Origin of the sequence: Treponema vincentii, from assembly GCF_010365865.1 — a bacterium.
In the GTDB taxonomy this organism is placed as follows: domain Bacteria; phylum Spirochaetota; class Spirochaetia; order Treponematales; family Treponemataceae; genus Treponema.
The window spans coordinates 1,948,686-1,966,228 of record NZ_CP048020.1 but is presented as its reverse complement, the minus strand read 5'-3'; the positions used below and the strand labels follow the sequence as shown (position 1 = coordinate 1,966,228).

The window sequence follows — 17,543 nt, the reverse complement described above, 5'->3', positions numbered from 1 at the left end:
AGCCTTTATCAGTTTCCGCTCATTTCGAGAGAGGTTTTATATTCTTCTATTTGTTCGTTCAAATTCCATATATGGTGTGAAAACATAAACTGTAAGAAATCTGACGCATCATCTTTTTCTTGCGAAGAAGCAAGACTTTGAATATATTCCGCCCTGTTTTCTTTTTTAATTATTGCAGGTACTATTCCCGCCTCATATTGGATAAAATTCATTAAAAGCCGACTCATCCGGCCATTTCCATCCGCCCAAGGATGCATATAAACAAGTTTATAATGTGAGAGAAAACTAAAAGCGTATTGTTCTTCTATTCGTTTTTGCGCAATATTTTTTCTTTCCGAATTGAACCAAGCACAAAATTCTTCCAGTTTTTGCGGAATCTTCTGCCATGCCATATAACTCTTTCCGCCCCGTCCCGCACTGACATTTAAAAGTCTCAGTTCTCCTTTTGCAGAAGAAAATGTTCCTCCGATTGTATTGTACACAGTGCCGGTGTTTTTCATTACGAGAGACGAAAGTTCACAGAGGATTTCCGGTGTCATTTGGGTGTGCTCTTTTGCAAATTCAAAACTTCTTTCATACGCGGCTTTTAAGTCAAGGTTCATAAGCTGTTCATGAATCGGTTTATTTGCACTTATCCCTTCGTCAAAGAGAAGCTGATTTTCAATTTCCGTGACGGTAGAACCTTCTATTGCCGTTGAATGCGTGATAATCGAATATAAATAGAACTTATCGTAATCAAGCTGTTGAGCAATGTGCAGTCTATTGTACTCATCGATAACTTCCGAAAGTTGACTGAAGTTCTGCTGTCCGCTTTTATGCATCATTCTTCAATACCTTCAATCAGTTTGGAAAGTTCGGTAACAGCTGCGGCAATATTTGCGCTTTTCTCTTGAATGGTTTGCATCAGTTCTGCAAGCGAACAGTCTACGGCACCGGTGTCGTCTTTAATCCATTTTAAATCGAGGCTGGTCTTTTCATCTTTCAAGATTTCTTCGATTGGAAACTTACGCCATCTTCCATTCGGATTTTCGGGCGACCATGTTTCTTTACGGTCTTCAAAATGTCCTGCACAGTAGAGCGCTTCAAATTCGGCAAAGTCTTCTTTTTTTAACGGATTTGTTTTTCCGAATGAACGCATATTGCTGCGTAAATCATACACCCATACGGCTTTTGTGTTATCTTCATTACTTTTTCCGCGTGTAAAAAAGAGTATATTCGTCTTTACGCCCTGCGCATAAAAAATACCGGTCGGCAACCGAAGAATTGTATGAAGATTACATTTATTCATTAAATCCCGGCGAATTTTCTGACCGGTATTGTCTTCAAAAAGTACATTGTCCGGCAATACAACGGCAGCGCGGGCGGTGCCGGTTGTCTTGAGCGAGCGGTAAATATGCTGCAAAAAATTCAGCTGCTTGTTGCTGGTGGTATAGGTAAAATCATCGCGGGTTGCACGCTCGCCGCCTTTCTTTGTTCCAAACGGTGGGTTCGTCAGTACTACGTCGTAGCCGGTCATTGCCTTACCGCTTTCGCTCAATGTGTCGCCGTATACAATTTTCCCTTCAATATTGTGGAGCATGGCGTTCATCAACGCTAAACGGTGTGTTTCGTGTACTAGTTCACCGCCGGTAAACGCTTCTTTTACTTGGAATGCAGCATCCTTTTCGTTCAAGTCGCAGTAGTCGTCGGTAAGACTTTTTACATATCGGTCGGCGCTAATCATAAACCCGAATGTTCCGCACGCAGGGTCGTTGCAGCGTTCTCCTACTTGCGGCGCGGTAAGGCGTGTCATCATATCAATTAAAACACGCGGAGTAAAATATTGTCCCGCTCCGCTTTTCTTTTCGTTCGCATTTTTTTCGAGCAGCCCTTCATAAAGATTGCCGAGACCTTCCTCTTTTGCGGAATACCAGTCCAGTTCATCGATAGACTTAATAATTTTTTCAAGGTTTTTCGGCTCGTCGATATTGGAACTAGCCCCCTGATAAATCTCGCGCACACGTCCCTTTGTGTTTTCACCGAGATATGTCAGCAGTTCTTTGTAGAACTTCTTTAATGCAATGCCGCTGTAAGAAACAAGTGTATCCCAGCGGTAGTTTTCCGGCAAAGTGTTTTCCGTTTTTGTCTCCTTTGCCATTTTTAAAAAAAGGATATAGGTAAGTTCCGTAACATACTGATGATAGGTGATCCCATCATCCCGCAAAATATTGCATAAATTCCACAGTTTTGAAACGATTTCTTGATTTGTCATGCTGTATGCTCCGTATTATGCCACTTTGTCTTCGTAGAGATAGGTATTCAACTCACGCACGATTGCAGTGAGCGAGCCTGAAAAAATTTTGTTTATTTTTGAAAAGCCGCCTTGTGTACGCCATGCGGTAAATTCATCAAAGGTTTGAACATTTAAAACGGATTCGTTGATGAGATATTTTTCTATGCGGTCAATCCACTTCTTTTCGCTCGCGGTAAAATTATGAGCTTTGCAGAGTTTTTTAACGGCGTTGCGGATTCGCTCTTCGTGCGACACAAGAGGACTGCCGATAGCATAACTGCGAATAAGCGTGATAATATCCGCAGTGCATTCTTCTTTTGTCAGCTGCGTAATAGCGGTATTGAGTCGCGTTCGATTAAAACCGTTTGCATCAAGTGTCATACTCACACTGCGCAAGCCGGCAAGGGTAAGATCGGCAGGACGAGTACAGATTATGTCAAGCGCTTCAATTTTATCGCGGTTCGTTTTTATATACTGAGAAAAACTTTCCAGATAGTCTTTCGGTTCTTGTCCTTTTCCATATCCCCGTGTTACTTCGTGCACTTCATCCGACTTGTCGCTTATCGGTAGATAGTAGCCGGTTGAGCGCTGTTCCTTGAATGCATTGAATGCTCTTCGTTTTTCTAAAAACAAATCACGGCACGCTTCTTCACTATGCTTTCGCCGTTCTTTTACATCGGCAATAAAATGTTCGATACTGTCGTAATTCGATGTAACGGTAAAAAAGTTTATTTGCTTTTGATCCATGCGGAACTTTGCGCGTTGGAGCTTTGCGATAATCTGATCATTTATGTATGCAATATGTTCGCTATCTGTTACCGCTTTGTATCCCTCTAAGAGTTCATCAAACGTAACGCTTGGATTTGATACCGTCGGCTTCATTGAAGAAACTTCGTTCAGGTAACTGTATAAATCAACCGCGTCATAAATCTCAAAATGGGTTTTATTTATTTGGGGGCACAGACGAGTTGCACGCCCCAGCATTTGTTCGTACAGAATACGGGATTTGATGCGGCGCATAAAAACAATCTTAGTAATTCCCGGCACATCAATTCCGGTAGAAAGCAAATCAACGGTTACGGCAATGGTCGGATAGTGCTCATTCTTAAACCGCTTAATCGCATTCTGTACACGTCCTTTGTCACCGATTGCATACGTGATTTTCTCTATTGCCGATGCAGTGATGCCTTGCGGTGCATATATATCGCGTAGCTGTTTGACAATCTCATCCGCATGGCGGTCGCTTACGGCAAAGATGAGTGTCTTTTCTTCACCTTCGGGATCTATACGCTGTGCAAGCTCGGTAAGAACCGCCTCATTGAAGGACGGGGTAATAACCTTTTTGTTGAAGTCTTCTACATCAAAATTCAGTTCATCTTCAAGCTCTTCCGGATTTAAAAGCTCCTTGGTTACAGGATTGTAACGGGCTAATCTTTCTCCTTTTTGATGATGAATACCGTGTTGATTCAGTTCCGTTTTGATGCTGTAAGGCGCATCGTAATCTACCAGATACCCGTCTATCACCGCTTCGCGATATGAATAGGTAAATACCGCATTTCCAAAAATCTGCGTAGTGTGCAACGCCGGAGTTGCGGTCAACCCTATTCTGACTGCATCAAAATATTCAATCACTTTTTTGTATTTGCTGATAAAGTCATTTTGATCGCGGTACAACAGTTCTGCGTCGCTCAGCTCGCGGTCAAGTGTATATCCGCGGTGCGCTTCATCGATAATGATACAGTCAAAGTCTCCTGAAGAAGGGATGCGGTCTTTATCTTCGCTCATGATGCGGGAAATCATTCCCTGCACGGTGGCAACTTGCACGCGGGTTTCTGTCGCAAGGTCTATGTCATCGAGGGTGTTGATAGTGTAAATTTTATTCAGCGGCTGCAAGTCCTCAAGTTTTACATCATTAAAAACATCTTGCGCTTGTTCACCTAAAGCCGTGCGGTCTACCAAAAAGAGAATGCGGCGGAAACGACCGGTTTTTAAGAACCGGTAAACCATGCCCAAGACGGTACGGGTTTTGCCGGTGCCGGTCGCCATTGCGAGCAAAATCTGCCGCTGTCCGTTTACCACGGCGTGTTCTACCGCTTCAACTGCCGAAAGCTGATAATGGCGGAGGTTCAAGCCGTCAGGGTCGCGCAAAAAATCGTACGGCAAATTTTCCAGTGCGCGATCAGCTTCATCAATATTCTGACGGAATTTTGCCAGTAAGTCTTCGGGGCTATACCATCCGTGCAGTGCAATCGGCGTATTTGTTTTATTCCGTAAATCCTGAAACCAAATCCCGGACTCCGTTTCTATTTGCTTTAAATACGGGCGGCCGTTTGTTGCAAAGATAAACGGCACTTTGTACCCGTACCACATACCTAAACAGCATTTTTCATCTTCGACCGTTATGTGTTGCGCATATTCACGGCATTGATTATCGATGATTGCATACACGTTTTTTGCGTACGGTTTTGCTTCTACAATACCGATGGGCTGTTCGCCGACAAAAAGTGCATAGTCTGCATGAGCCGTTGTTGTTTTTCCCGATGCGACCGGCCATTCCGCAATCGCCAGTTTTCTTCCTTTTTGCGGACGGACACCTTTTGCGTAACGGAGGTTTTCCGTATCCGCTTCCCAGCCGACTTTTCTCAGCTGTTCGTCAATAAGTGCGCGAGTTTCCGCTTCGGTCAGTTTTGTCTTTGCGAGTGCTTGAGCGGATGTGTTTTGCCGTTCCTGTTTTGATCGAGCGCTTTGCGGGGTAAGCGCCGATACGGTCGCACGGGCGTTCCGTTCTTTTTCTATTTCCGCTTCGAGCGCTTGCAGTCTTTTCTCGCGTTCGGCAATCAACGCTTCTTGTTCGGCAATGGTTGCCGCCGCGTGTTCAAGTTCGATTTTTTGTTCTTCAATTTTCTTTTCCTGATTCCGAACAAGCGGCATTATGTTGATTTTACGTTTCGGCGGTTCAGGGTTTATAAACGGCTGTGCAGTAAATGAGCTATCGCCATACGTCTGCATAAACCACACGGCAATATGATGGGCAAAACGGAGTACCAACAAGGCGTCTTGCTCGGTAGCATCATTTTCATGCGCGGCAGTATTCCGTTTGATACGGACTTGATTAATCCATTGGTTTACATCATACGGAATAAGCCCCTCATTTTTGAGGATTCTTGTACGGTTAAAATGATTATTTTCTTTTACATCTATCGGCTCCGGAATATGTTCGATACGCATCATTTCGCGTACCATCAGTTCTACAAATAATCCGGATTTATTCTTACTTGATGCGGGGTCGGAATATGCGTAATGTTCTGCAAATTCCATCGTTTTCGCAAAATCCGGCCAATACGTCTGTAAAAAAGTAAAATTTCCCATATTCATATTGGGGCTGTCTAAAAACTTCAGTTTTTGGACAGCTTCCTTAGATTTAGATGCGATGTTTAAAATTAAGTCGTTGCTGTATAAAGACTTAATTTTAAACTCGTCGGGGATGTTCCGAAAGTAACCAACTTTTGGGACATCCCCAAGTATTATACCATAGGTTTACAGATTTTGACAGCGAAGTAAAAGAATATTGAATTAGCCGAATGCGTGAGCACGCAATACGGCATTTATTTTTGTCTGGTACCCTTTACCTTGTGATTTGTATCACTCTAAGACATCGGTATCACCCCTTATATGAATTTCCGTCTTTTTTGGTTTGTACCATTCAGGATGGAGTTTTGCGTAAAGCTTAGGGATTGCTTCTTTGAGTGGCCGGAACTGAGCTAATTCTTCTTTGATTTGTATTTGACCAAACTTTAAAGCAACCGTTGACACAAGTCGGTTTTTTGAGATAGACTATATCGTTATGTCCTGCCGTACGCGGCTTTCATCTCGATGAAGTACGGTAAGCATGATCCGGTAAACGCTGATAATCAAATGCGGTTTTGGGCGTTTGCCATGCTCTTTTTTTTATCGTTCCCTAATAAAAGAGACTACTGTAACACCGCTGCGGTGTTCTTATTAGATTTACGAGGTGAAAAATGGCAACGAGACAGCCGAAAGGTAAATTGGTCCGCCGGTTCGGATCAAATATTTTTGGAAATCCCAAATACAGTAAGTTATTGGATAAAAAACCGAATGCTCCCGGCAAGGAACGCGGCGCTAAACAACGCGGAAAACTTTCCGTTTACGGCGAACAGTTAAAAGAAAAAACAGAAATTCCGCTTTGCGTATGGTATGTCTGAGCGTCAGTTCAGTAATCTGTTCCAAAAAGCATTTAAGATGTCCGGTGTTACCGGTGATAATATGCTCTCCTTAATGGAACAGCGGTTGGATAATACCATTTATCGCATGGGATTTGCGGTAAGTCGTGCACAGGCGCGTCAGATGGTTTCTCATGCTTATTTCTTACTGAATGGTAAACCGGCAAATATCCCGTCCATGCGGGTTAAAGTCGGTGATGTCATCACGACAAAAGACAAGAAAGGCTTCCAAAATCTTATCCGGCACAACTTAAGCACCGTACAAGGTTCAAAGGGAGGGTGGCTTTCCGTTAATGATGAAAACTTATCTGCAACGGTAACGGCACTTCCTACTCCCGCCGATATTCAACCGGTTGGAAATATCCAGTACGTCGTCGAATTCTATTCTCGGTAGTATAGAAAGGATTCACTAAAAACCGAAGTTTTAGTGATCCGTATAAGTATCCGAACAAAAGACCGTGAGAGAAATCTTGCGGTCTTTTTTTGTCCGAATGTGTGGGTTCGACAACGCAGTTATCGAACAGGTCTATTCTAAAGCGTTTACTTTTTCAAAGAGATAAAAGATTAAACTCATCAACACCGCGACGGCGGACGCAAGTACCATTCCTTTAAACTCGATTTGCCCCAGTCTAATGGATACACCGCTTAATCCTGTTGTGAAGATAACGGAGGTTAGCATAAGGTTTTTCGGCTTGGAGTAGTCGATTTTTGAGTCAACCAAGAGTCGGATACCGGAGGCGCCAATCATACCATAGAGAAGGAATGTTACACCGCCGATAACATCACCCGGTATGGTTTGGATAATTGCTGCAAGCGGACTGATAAAAGCCATCAGGATGGAAATGGCTGCAGCTCCGCCGATAACGTACACGCTGTATACGCCGGTAACTGCCATAACGCCGATATTTTCACCGTATGTTGTCGTGGGAACGCCGCCAACCATACCCGAAAGTGCAGTGGAGAAATTATCTGCAAAGATGGTACGATGCAATCCGGGATCTTTAATAAGGTCTCGTTTAATGATATTCGATGTAACGACCTGATGACTGATGTGCTCGCTTGTGATAACCAGCAGTACCGGCAACATCGTTAAAATTGCTTTGATGTCGAATTTGGGTAATTGGAAGTGGGGTAGGGTGAAAATGCCTGCTTCTTTAATCGGTGTAAAATCGACCAATCCGAAGAAGACGGAAGCCGTGTATCCGGCGATAATTGCGATCAGGATCGGAATGGTGGAAAAGAAACCTCTAAAGAGGACAGATCCGAATACCGCAAAACCGAGCGTGATAAAAAATACCGTGATATCCGCTGTAGTAACGTTATCGGTCATAATATTAGCGCCGATGTTGCCGCCACGGACGGTAAGGCCTACCAGCTCAAATCCGATGAGCGCAACAACCGAACCCATTGCCGCAGGAGGAAGAATAATATTGATCCAAGATGAGCCGAATTTATAGATAATCAGCGCAATCAGACAGCCGAGTAATCCCGTTACTACAAAAGCGCCGAGTGCATATTGGAACCCCATGCTAGAGATAATCAAACCGGCCGGCCCTAAAAACGCGAAGCTGGAACCGAGGTAAGCCGGAGCCTTTCCCCTTTCCGATAAGGATGAAAAGCAGTGTTCCTACTCCATTCATCAGCAGAACTATGCCCGGATCAATTTGGAAAATGATGGGAACCAGAACCGATGCACCGAACATTGCAAACGTGTGCTGCAGGCTAAGCGGAAGGAAAAGGCTAGCCGGTACTTTTTCATCTACCTGATAGATTTTTTTCATCAAGACCTCCATCTAACATCGCATTTCAAGGTAACCTGTTCTGAAACGGAAGTTTCAGAACAGGTTACCTTGAAATGCAGGCAGTTCCGAGCGGATCGTCGGCACTTGCCCAAAATTTCCACACTGTAGCATTTTTACCGCTTTCGGCGCAATAGGATAGTTTCGGTGTACAGGGTAATTGCATTGAGCTTTGTGGTTAGTCGTTTTTATTTCCAAAAAATTTATGATGGTAGGCTTCCAAATCCTTGTCTTCGATATGGGTGTAAATTTGAGTAGTGGCGATGCTTGCATGACCGAGGAGGCATTGGACAGAACGGAGGTCGGCACCGCCTGCGAGTAGATGTGTCGCATACGAGTGACGGAGTGTGTGGATTTTTGTGGTAACGCCGCTCAGTTGTTCGATTTCTTGTAAACGTTTCCAAATACCTTTACGGCTAAGCCGTTCGCCATGGTGATTTAAGAACACCGCTCCGGTGGTTTCGGTGTTTTCACGGTGTGCCGGTTTTAAAAGAAGCGAGCGTGCCGTTTTTAAATAAGCAGCGAGTCGCGTTCCTGCCTGCGAACCGAAGGGGATGATGCGCTCCTTGCCCCCCTTGCCGTGAACTTTTAGCAACTGCTCGTTAAAGAAAATATCCTCCAGCGAAAGCGTTACCGCTTCGCTTACGCGCAGCCCCGCCGAGTAGATAAGTTCAAACAGAGCGCGGTCACGGATACCGTTCGGTGTATCCAGCGGAATAGCTTCTAAGAGCTTATCTACTTCATCGGGTTCAAGCGCCCGCGGCAAGTTTTTTTCGCGGCGGGGACTTTCCAGCTGTTCTGCGGGATTATCGGCGCGGACGTTTTCCAGCTGCAAAAATCGGTAAAAGGAGCGGAGCGCCGCCTGATCTTTCGCAAGTGTCCTTCCCGTTACCCCTTCTGCCGCCCGCGCAAGGAGAAACCCGATACAGTCGTCTTGGGAAGCATCTTCGATAAGGCGCTCCTCGCCCAGCTGCTGCTGAAAAAGTCGCAGCGTATTGAGATACGTTTTAGCGGTCAGCTGCGCACGCGCCTCCGCCGAGATTAAATATCCGTAAAATGCCCGTAATTGTATTTCCGTCATAGCCGTGTGTTCAGGATAAGCACACCAGAGTTTTTTTGAATCTCTTCCGCAGAATAATTAAGGCCGTGAGACCATTTGAACCATCTTCAACTGTTGTACACGGATGTACATTTTTCAACGATGCCATCCATGACAGTCCTGGTTGAATGGTCTTGATTATTCTGTGAGGTTGCCTAAAAAAAACTGATGCGATTGCTTTACCATATTTGCGGATACTATACACGGAATTGCAAGAAAATGCAAAGAAAAACCGCACAGCCGCGAAGAGAAAGTTTAGTTCTTCTTAAGCTTTAACGCATTACTTTGATAAATAAGTTTCCAGTGCTGAGGGTTGCCTATTTTATCCGTTATCGTAAATTTATTTTCGTAGCCTGATGGAATAGTAAAACCGGAATCGCCCTTCACTATTTCTCGGTTGTTTTTATAACCGCCTAAACTGTTTAACGTGATACGTGCAATATTTTCCGTAGCGGTTAGCGCACCGGTCAGCGTGATAAAGGCAGTATTCGTCAAATATATGTCATTCTTGCTTGGGCCAGTGGCTCCTCCGCTTGGTTCAACATTAATAACCGTAGAACCCGACATATTGAAGACCGAATCGTCAATATATATAGCCCCTCCGTCCCTTTTGGCAGTGTTGCCGATAACGGTAGTATCTTTAAGCGTAAGCTTTTTATCGCTATAGATACCGCCTCCATTTCCAACGTTGCTATTCTGGTTAGAAGCTTCATTATTCTCTATCCTAACACTGTCCATCGTACACGTTCCTGCATTAACCATTCCGCCACCGTGGTATTGTACGTTGTTATCCTTTATCTCAGCATGGTTAATAGCTGCCGTTCCACGGTTATACACGCCCCCGCCGTAATCAGCCGTATTTTTAGAGATGATAACAGGTTTCTCGCTAGACCCATTGATAGTTAATGTACCGAGTTTAATATCGCCTGAATCTTTATCTACAAAAATACCGCCACCGTTGCTATTGGTACCCATTGCCACATTTTGGAGAATTTTTACGTCCTGTTTGAGAATACACTCAGCCTCCTCGCTGACGAATATACCCCCGCCTTTCGGTGCTTTACACCCTTCAACAATCACCTTTTCCAGCGTACATGTTCCTTTATACAGATATACACCGCCGCCGGCACTATCTGTGCCGGTTGCTTCACAGTTTTTAATCGTTACATTCTCCATTTTAAGGGAACTATTCCCCGCGACATACACACCACCGCCGTTACCCGTGCCTGTTCCCAGCCCAATTGTGCCGTTACCGATGATTTTTGTACCTGCTTCTAAAATACATTCGGCACCTCCATCAACAAAGATACCACCGCCCTGTACCGCGAGGTTACCTTTTCTTGAATCATCGTCGCCGATGGTACATCCTATTATAGTAACTTTAGCGCCTTCGTTATAAATAGCCCCGCCCCCGTCGCTCTGACCTGTGCCCCCAGTTGAATTATTTATAAAAGATCCGCCGGTTATAGTAAGAGTTCCACCTTTGACGTATATTCCGCCGCCGCTTTTCGCACTACAGCTATCAACCTTTACATTTTCCAAAGTACCGGCTGCTTTATACAGATATATACCGCCGCCGGTGCCACTACCATTCTCTTTGGTTTTGCAATTTTTAATTATCGTGTCTTTTATGCTCACCGTTCCTTTCGGCTCTTGAATATATATACCACCGGAAGAAGCGGAACCTTTGCCTTTACAAAGATTTATTTCGCAGTTTTCAAGCTTTAAATCTTTACCTTTATTAAAATAAATACCGGCTACATTATATTGGGTCTTACAGTTATTAATCGTTACATTCTTCATTGTAAGGGAACTATTATGGTCAACATAGACGGCATATTTTTCGGTCTTGGTTAAAATTAAATTTTCAAGCGTTAAGGTTTTGTTGCCACTCACCTCAAAAATACCGGTACTCTTGGCATTGGATTGCTCACTATCAGCTCCCTTACCACCTGCATTCAAAGTATACGTACCGCTGCCTTTTGATTTTATGGTGATATTATTATTTACCTCGATTATAGAGTCCTTGCCGACTGCATGAGATATGTTGTAGGTAAGATTCTGTGCTATTTCGATAATAGTGCCCTCGGTAGCACTTTGCACTTTAGCCCGTAACTCTTCCCAACTAGTTGCCTCTATTGTCGGTCCCTGACCGCCAACTGCCTTAAACTTCACCTTTACGGTTTTATTGCCGGTTACATTGGAAAGAGTATAACTCGTATTTGTATGGCCGGGGACTTCATTGCCGTCAAGCATCCATTTTTCTACTTCCCAACCACCACTCGGCGTAGCGGTAAAGGTTATCGTACTATTATGCGGAACTGATTCAAATTTCATCTCAGTTGAACCGCTCGCTACCTTAGATGTGCTGTTATGTGTGCCTGTTAGAGAGCCCTGTCCGCCGTCTACTTTAAATGTTACGGTATAGGTATTTAGCGTCCACTGCGCAGTGTATGTCGTATCTGCGGCAGGGAACACGGGATGTGTAGGCAATGAAGGATTCCAGTCGTTGAAGGTATAGCCGTCTTTAGTAGGATTTGGAGGTTGCAACGGTGTTTCCGGCGCACCAGTCCTGGTGATATCAGCTGCACTGCCGCTGATATTTCCGCCCGCGAGCTTAAAGGTTACGGTAACTATCTTCCCCTGAGTACCTACCGTAACCGGTTCCGAATACAGTCCTTTTTTATCCTTTAATCTAACCGTATAGTCTTTTTTGGAACTAGCCGGCTTTACTTTAACCTTGGTTTTAAAATACAGCGTCCAATCGGAAGGAATTTCTTTCGCATCGGTGGTATCTAACTTTTTTACCTTATCTTTATCGATAAAAGGGCTGTCAGCTTGTGCTTTCAGCTGTTTCAGTTTACTGTTAACCGAAAGGTTATATATTGTTCCGTTGATTTCAATACCGGCAATATCTTCATGCAAAAGTCCGTTACCGCATGTTTTTTTCATATCGTCATCCGACAGTTGCAAGCACAGAACATAATAAGAAGTTTCGGAAGGTAAATGTGTTGTTGTCTGTCCAACAACACATTCGGCAATAGCTGGAGGAGGAGTATTTACGTTGAGCTTAAACGGAATGTTTTGCTTAAACACTCTGCCGTCCGTGGTATAAAGTATAATAGAAGGAGTTATATCTCCTCTGCCCCATTCATACTTTTGTAAAAAGGCAGGGTTATAGGTAAGCGTCAGCTCGGTATTTGAAATTTTTTTGAACTCATAATCATTGCCGGACTGCGGGGCAGCAACTCTTTTATCTGGGGCATCCGGAATATGCGGAAATGAAATAATATCGGCAGGAGCATCGGAATCTCCCGGCATTTTTAAACCTAAGTTTTTAGAGTTGTGCACGGTAAATGTAACGGTTACGGGTGCCTTGGAGGGAACGTATTGCATACCTTCCGTATAGATTTGAGGCTGCGGCTCAAACCGATACTCCGTAATCGATACGCCGGCTGACCAATAGCTTAAATAATCTTCAATATCTTCCGTGTAATTTTTACAGGCTATGGAAAGGCAAAACGCAAAAACTGAGAGAATAACTATCCGCACAACTTTTTTCATGTAAAACTCCGGCAGAATTCAAAACGGCTACAAAAGCATTATTTTTATATTTTATATCATATTGATCAAAAAAGAAAGAACAAATGTATTTGCCTTCTCAAAATTTACTGTCTGCCAAGCCGGGCAAGGATACACGCACCGACTACCGGCTCAAAACGGCGGCAGATAATTCGCACCTGCGGCAACACATCACAGATATATGCGGCGGTCAGTTTTGCAAAAGAAGATTGATGTTCCAAAATGCCGCCGGAGAATACCACTTCAGCCTCCGTTCCGTCAAAGAGAGCGCCGTATACGCTGCGGGTAAGGAGCGACAGGTCTTGTGCGGCCGTTGTCAAAATATGTGTTGCAACCGCATCCGATTGCTGCGCCGCCTGAAATACACAGGGAGAAAAAGAGGCCACCCTCGATTTATCAAAGTTTGTATACAAAAAGGGAAATAATTCCCGTATGGTGTTGACACCGTAATGGTTAAACAGCATCGGAGCCAATATGGTACGCTCTCCGCGCCGTTCCAAAGCAGCGGCGGCGGCTTTAATCCCGTCCAATCCTATCTTAAAGCCGGAACCTTCGTCCCCAATCAAATGGCCAAGCCCACCGGCGCGGGCGGTTCTGCCGTTTTTATCTAAGCCGGCGGCAATGGATCCGGTACCGCTCACCACGATAATGCCTTCCGCCGTTCCGGTACCGCCTGCGAGTGCGGCCAGTGCATCGTTGCAAAGGTACAGAGGGCAGCGGATTCCCTCGCCGGTAAAAAAACGGCGGAAATCTTCGGTCTCTTGCTCCGTGCTCATACCGGCGGAAGCAAAGCAGCCTGCAGCGCAGTTCTGCACATCGATGCCGCTTTCAATTTTGAGTTTTTGAATCAAGTCGCGGAGATTATCGCAAGCTGCATCAAACCCTACCGCATACCGGTTGGTAGAACCGCCCTTTACCTGTGCAATCAGCCGATCGGTTTCATCACAGATACCGAGCCGGGACTGTGTTCCCCCTCCGTCGATCCCAAAAAATAATTGCTTCATACCTATGCCGTTTATCGCCGTTTATACGCATCGAGCGCATTGTTGATATTGCCGTTCCCCTGCTTAAGCAGCGCTTCCGCTTCCTCTTTCGATACCTCAAGCGAGGCCATAATCACCGCTGTCCGTATCTTCCGTCCGGAATCCTCAAATATCCGTGCGGCACGCGCTTCCCCGCATCCGGTAATCTCGTTAATCAGCCGCTTCGACCGTTCCACCAGCTTTGCGTTCACCGGCATCAGATCGATCATAAAGTTATTATAGACCTTTCCCATCCTAATCATCGCGGTGGTGGTAATCATATTCAGCGCGAGCTTTTGCGCAGTGCCGGACTTCATTCGAGTGGAGCCGGTAACGATTTCGGGCCCGACCGGCAGATAAATGGGATAATCGGCAAGCTCAAAGGTACGTGAATCTTTATTGCAGCTTATTGCACCGGTCGGGCTGCCGAGCGAACGGGCATATCGGAGCGCTCCCAGCACATAAGGAGCGGAACCGGAGGCGGTAATACCGACCAACATATCGGACGCCGAAAACTCCGCGCCGCGCAGCTGATCGATACCGTGGTTTTCATCATCCTCGGCGCCTTCGATGGAACGGCGGAGCGCGGCATCGCCGCCTGCGATAAAGCCCTGCACCATATCGGGGGACACGCCGTAGGTGGGCGGACATTCTGAGGCGTCCAACACCCCCAAACGGCCGGAAGTTCCCGCACCAAGGTAAAACAGCCGCCCGCCTTTTTGAAACACCTCAACCGCGCAATCGACCAGCCGCGTCAACTGAGGAATCGCCTGCGAAACCGCCTCGGGAACTTTTTTATCTTCATTATTGATAATCGTCAAAATTTCTGCCGTACTTTTCGTATCGATTTGATATGAAGCAGGATTGCGCTGCTCCGTTACGGGAATTTCTTTCATTATAATCTACTCCTCTTTCCATTAATTATTGGAACATTCTGATAAATTCTTAAAAAGTTAACGTAAGTTTTGCCAACATATATCACCTCACACGTGTAATCATAACGCCTAAACACGTGTAAGTCCATATAAAAACTCCGTATATCTTTAGGCACCTCTAAAAACTCGGTTAGATTTGCTTCGCATCCTTCGGAATAGAGGGACTCCTTTGTACTAAAAATCACCGTGAATTTTTTACGTTGACACTTCTTGTATCTACAGAATATAATACACGCAGAGTATCTCAATGACTGTTGATATGAAAACTATGACATTAGATGATTTGATTATGAATCCGCTCACAGTTGAAGAACTTCAATCCATGGTATGAAGTTCATCGAAAAGCGGTTTTAGGATAAGAAAAAGTAAGATGGCTCTTGTTTATACCGAAGTTTTGGCACAATCATTTATGCGTCCGGTTTCACTGTGCGCAATTATTCCGGCGGAAGAAAGCGCGCCCGATGCTTCCGGGCAAAGACCGCAGGTGCAGGAAACCAAGCCGCTCAAAACGCTCTATCTGCTGCACGGATTGTACGGCTGCCATACGGACTGGCTCACGCTTACAAACATACGTCGCTACGCAACGGAAAAGCATATTGCCGTCATCATGCCGGCGGCGGAAAATGCGTTTTATATTGACGGTAAACTTCCCGGGCAGCAGTACGGTACCTTTGTCGGGGACGAGCTGATACGGCTGACACGGAGGTTGTTTCACCTTTCAACGGAGCGGAAGGACACCGTTATCGCAGGGCTTTCGATGGGAGGCGCCGGAGCAATACGGGCAGCCTGTTTATATCCGCAGAACTTCGGAGCCGCCGCAGGTATTTCCTCCGCTTTTTTAACGAGGGAGCAGCTTTCGCCTGAACATCCCGTCTTTACCCCTGAATGGGCGAAGGGTATATTCGGCAGTATAGAGAACATGGAAAGCGAATATAAAAATGCGGTACTCAAAATGAAAAAGTTCATGCAGGGAAAGGCTTATCCGCAGATCTCCCTTGAATGCGGTACTTCGGACGGTTTCATCGGCATCAATCGGGACTTTCATCGTTTTTTACAGGAACAGGGTATCGAGCATTACTATGAAGAAAGTCCCGGCGGGCATGAATGGCCGCTGTGGGATCGCGGCATTAAAAAGATTATTAACCGATTTTTTTAAATCGGTTAAAATAGGAATTTTCAACAGTTAGGAGGCAAGTGATGAAAAATAAAATCATTGCAGCATTGGCAGCATGTTTTCTCTTGATGTTGTTTGCATGTTCAAATGAAAACAGCAACAATTCCAGCGAAAAAGTTATGCTGGAATTTTGGACATGGCGTACCGAGGATGTAGAATTCTACGAGAAGGTTATTAAAGCCTTTGAAGAAAAGCATCCGAACATCAGCGTAAAGCAAACCGCCATTAAAAAACACCGAGTATAATACGATCGTAAGCGCATCACTGCAAGGCGGTGGAGGACCGGATGTCTTTATGGGCAGAGCCTACGGCGGTTTACAGACGCTTGCAGACAGCGAGTATCTCCTCGCGCTCGATGACCTTATTCCCAATTTAAAAAGATTATTCGGAACCGGCTAAACAGGGTGCACGAAGTATTAAAGACGGTAAAATATACGGTCTGCCTGCGTTAAGCCAAGCGATCTTCTGTTACTACAACAAAGATATCTACAAAAAAGCTCGGTTTAAAGGTTCCGGCGACATGGGATGAATTCCTGTCAAATCTTGAAGTCTGTAAGAAGAATGGTATTATACCGCTTGCAAACGGTTCAAAGGACGGATGGACGGTAGAAACCCTTTTAGGCGGCGTCGGCCCCAACTTCTATGGAGCTAATGACTTTTTTGATGCAGTCGTCGCCGGCAAAACTACGTTCGAAGATCCACGCTTTATCGATGCGGTTAAAAAAATCGGCGCATTGCGCCCCCTATATGCCGGAACTGTTTACCGGTGTCGGCTATACCGACATTCAGGGTTCTTTTATGAACGAAACGGCCGCACACATGATCGGCGGTTCGTATGAAGCAGGAACCTTTAAAGCAAACAACCCTTCCCTCCAATTCGATGCATTCCCGGTACCGGGCACAACGGCAGGAGAACAGTACGTTACCTTCTATGCAGATATGAATTGGGCAGTCAATGCAAAAACAGCACATAAAGAAGCGGCGCTCACCTTCTTACAGTTCCTCGGTTCACCGGAAGTCGGCAATATGCTGATTTCCGATCTGAAAATGATCAGTTCTACACCCGGGGTAGACACCTCGCTTGATCCGTTTGTCGGAAAAGTCATCACGATGATGAAAAACAGCACCAGCTATATTTTCCTTGTACCATTCCGCTATGAACAGCCGACCGGTTCCGCTTTGTGGCAGGCAGCAGGGCAGGGCTACTTAGCAGGTTCTTTAACGGCCGAACAAGCATGTAAGAACGTACAAACAGGTATCGCTACCTATTATAAACCTTTTCAAAAATAGGGGCTCCCGGGCGAACACATCAGGCACTTTTTTATATCCGCCACGGATGGCGGTGATGCTAATCAGCAACGAGTTTTTCATTAGAAAAACTTGACACGAACATTGTACAAGGAAGTACAATATTCGTGT

At 45.2% G+C, this 17,543-nt stretch carries 10 protein-coding genes and 3 pseudogenes; 4 read left to right on the top strand and 9 right to left on the bottom strand.

From position 1 onward, the window contains the following. Positions 1 to 8: 8 nt before the first annotated feature. The 4 genes and pseudogenes from GWP43_RS09155 to GWP43_RS15635 all read right to left on the bottom strand — a co-directional run. Positions 9 to 824, bottom strand: a complete 816-nt coding sequence (locus GWP43_RS09155; RefSeq protein WP_162663894.1) for a Fic family protein — start codon at positions 822 to 824, stop codon at positions 9 to 11. Next, the gene (locus GWP43_RS09150) at positions 821 to 2,251 is read right to left on the bottom strand and encodes a class I SAM-dependent DNA methyltransferase (RefSeq protein ID WP_162663893.1); all 1,431 of its coding nucleotides are present in this window, start codon (positions 2,249 to 2,251) and stop codon (positions 821 to 823) included. The genes GWP43_RS09155 and GWP43_RS09150 overlap by 4 nt, the downstream gene beginning before the upstream one ends. 15 nt (positions 2,252 to 2,266) lie before the next feature. Further along, positions 2,267 to 5,647, bottom strand: coding sequence for a type I restriction-modification system endonuclease (gene hsdR, locus GWP43_RS09145; RefSeq protein WP_230977646.1), 3,381 nt, complete (start codon positions 5,645 to 5,647; stop codon positions 2,267 to 2,269). 198 nt (positions 5,648 to 5,845) lie between these two features. After that, positions 5,846 to 5,914 (bottom strand): annotated as a pseudogene (locus tag GWP43_RS15635) (BrnA antitoxin family protein); the annotation flags it as partial. 377 nt (positions 5,915 to 6,291) lie between these two features. Here GWP43_RS15635 and rpsD point away from each other — a divergent pair. Continuing rightward, positions 6,292 to 6,907, top strand: a pseudogene (gene rpsD, locus GWP43_RS09135) (30S ribosomal protein S4). A 132-nt stretch (positions 6,908 to 7,039) separates the two neighbouring features. Here rpsD and uraA read toward each other — a convergent pair. The 5 genes and pseudogenes from uraA to murQ form a co-directional block, all read right to left on the bottom strand. Further along, positions 7,040 to 8,294: pseudogene (gene uraA, locus GWP43_RS09130) on the bottom strand (uracil permease). 196 nt (positions 8,295 to 8,490) lie between these two features. Beyond that, complete coding sequence (locus tag GWP43_RS09125; RefSeq protein WP_162663892.1) at positions 8,491 to 9,393, bottom strand: tyrosine-type recombinase/integrase; 903 nt, start codon at positions 9,391 to 9,393, stop codon at positions 8,491 to 8,493. A 273-nt stretch (positions 9,394 to 9,666) separates the two neighbouring features. Continuing rightward, positions 9,667 to 12,975, bottom strand: a complete 3,309-nt coding sequence (locus GWP43_RS09120; RefSeq protein ID WP_162663891.1) for a right-handed parallel beta-helix repeat-containing protein — start codon at positions 12,973 to 12,975, stop codon at positions 9,667 to 9,669. Between the two features lie 104 nt (positions 12,976 to 13,079). Continuing rightward, positions 13,080 to 13,997, bottom strand: coding sequence for an N-acetylglucosamine kinase (locus GWP43_RS09115; RefSeq protein WP_162663890.1), 918 nt, complete (start codon positions 13,995 to 13,997; stop codon positions 13,080 to 13,082). Positions 13,998 to 14,008: 11 nt separating this feature from the next. After that, entirely contained in the window at positions 14,009 to 14,911 is a 903-nt protein-coding gene (gene murQ, locus GWP43_RS09110) for an N-acetylmuramic acid 6-phosphate etherase (RefSeq protein ID WP_162663889.1), read from the bottom strand. 409 nt (positions 14,912 to 15,320) lie between these two features. Between murQ and GWP43_RS09105 the strand changes: the two genes are divergently transcribed. The 3 genes from GWP43_RS09105 (at position 15,321) to GWP43_RS14930 (ending at position 17,414) form a co-directional block, all read left to right on the top strand. After that, entirely contained in the window at positions 15,321 to 16,106 is a 786-nt protein-coding gene (locus tag GWP43_RS09105; RefSeq protein ID WP_162663888.1) for an alpha/beta hydrolase, read from the top strand. A 41-nt stretch (positions 16,107 to 16,147) separates the two neighbouring features. After that, a complete protein-coding gene (locus tag GWP43_RS14935; RefSeq protein ID WP_230977645.1) occupies positions 16,148 to 16,369 on the top strand; it encodes a hypothetical protein in 222 nt (73 codons plus the stop codon). Between the two features lie 466 nt (positions 16,370 to 16,835). After that, positions 16,836 to 17,414, top strand: coding sequence for an ABC transporter substrate-binding protein (locus GWP43_RS14930; RefSeq protein ID WP_230977644.1), 579 nt, complete (start codon positions 16,836 to 16,838; stop codon positions 17,412 to 17,414). Positions 17,415 to 17,543 lie beyond the last annotated feature (129 nt).

What these genes read in the sequence shown, in the direction of transcription:
- GWP43_RS09155 (WP_162663894.1), bottom strand. Translation starts at nt 824, where the DNA reads ATGATGCATAAAAGCGGACAGCAGAACTTCAGTCAACTTTCGGAAGTT.
- GWP43_RS09150 (WP_162663893.1), bottom strand. Translation starts at nt 2,251, where the DNA reads ATGACAAATCAAGAAATCGTTTCAAAACTGTGGAATTTATGCAATATT.
- hsdR (WP_230977646.1), bottom strand. Translation starts at nt 5,647, where the DNA reads ATGAATATGGGAAATTTTACTTTTTTACAGACGTATTGGCCGGATTTT.
- GWP43_RS09125 (WP_162663892.1), bottom strand. Translation starts at nt 9,393, where the DNA reads ATGACGGAAATACAATTACGGGCATTTTACGGATATTTAATCTCGGCG.
- GWP43_RS09120 (WP_162663891.1), bottom strand. Translation starts at nt 12,975, where the DNA reads ATGAAAAAAGTTGTGCGGATAGTTATTCTCTCAGTTTTTGCGTTTTGC.
- GWP43_RS09115 (WP_162663890.1), bottom strand. Translation starts at nt 13,997, where the DNA reads ATGAAGCAATTATTTTTTGGGATCGACGGAGGGGGAACACAGTCCCGG.
- murQ (WP_162663889.1), bottom strand. Translation starts at nt 14,911, where the DNA reads ATGAAAGAAATTCCCGTAACGGAGCAGCGCAATCCTGCTTCATATCAA.
- GWP43_RS09105 (WP_162663888.1), top strand. Translation starts at nt 15,321, where the DNA reads ATGGCTCTTGTTTATACCGAAGTTTTGGCACAATCATTTATGCGTCCG.
- GWP43_RS14935 (WP_230977645.1), top strand. Translation starts at nt 16,148, where the DNA reads ATGAAAAATAAAATCATTGCAGCATTGGCAGCATGTTTTCTCTTGATG.
- GWP43_RS14930 (WP_230977644.1), top strand. Translation starts at nt 16,836, where the DNA reads ATGCGGTTAAAAAAATCGGCGCATTGCGCCCCCTATATGCCGGAACTG.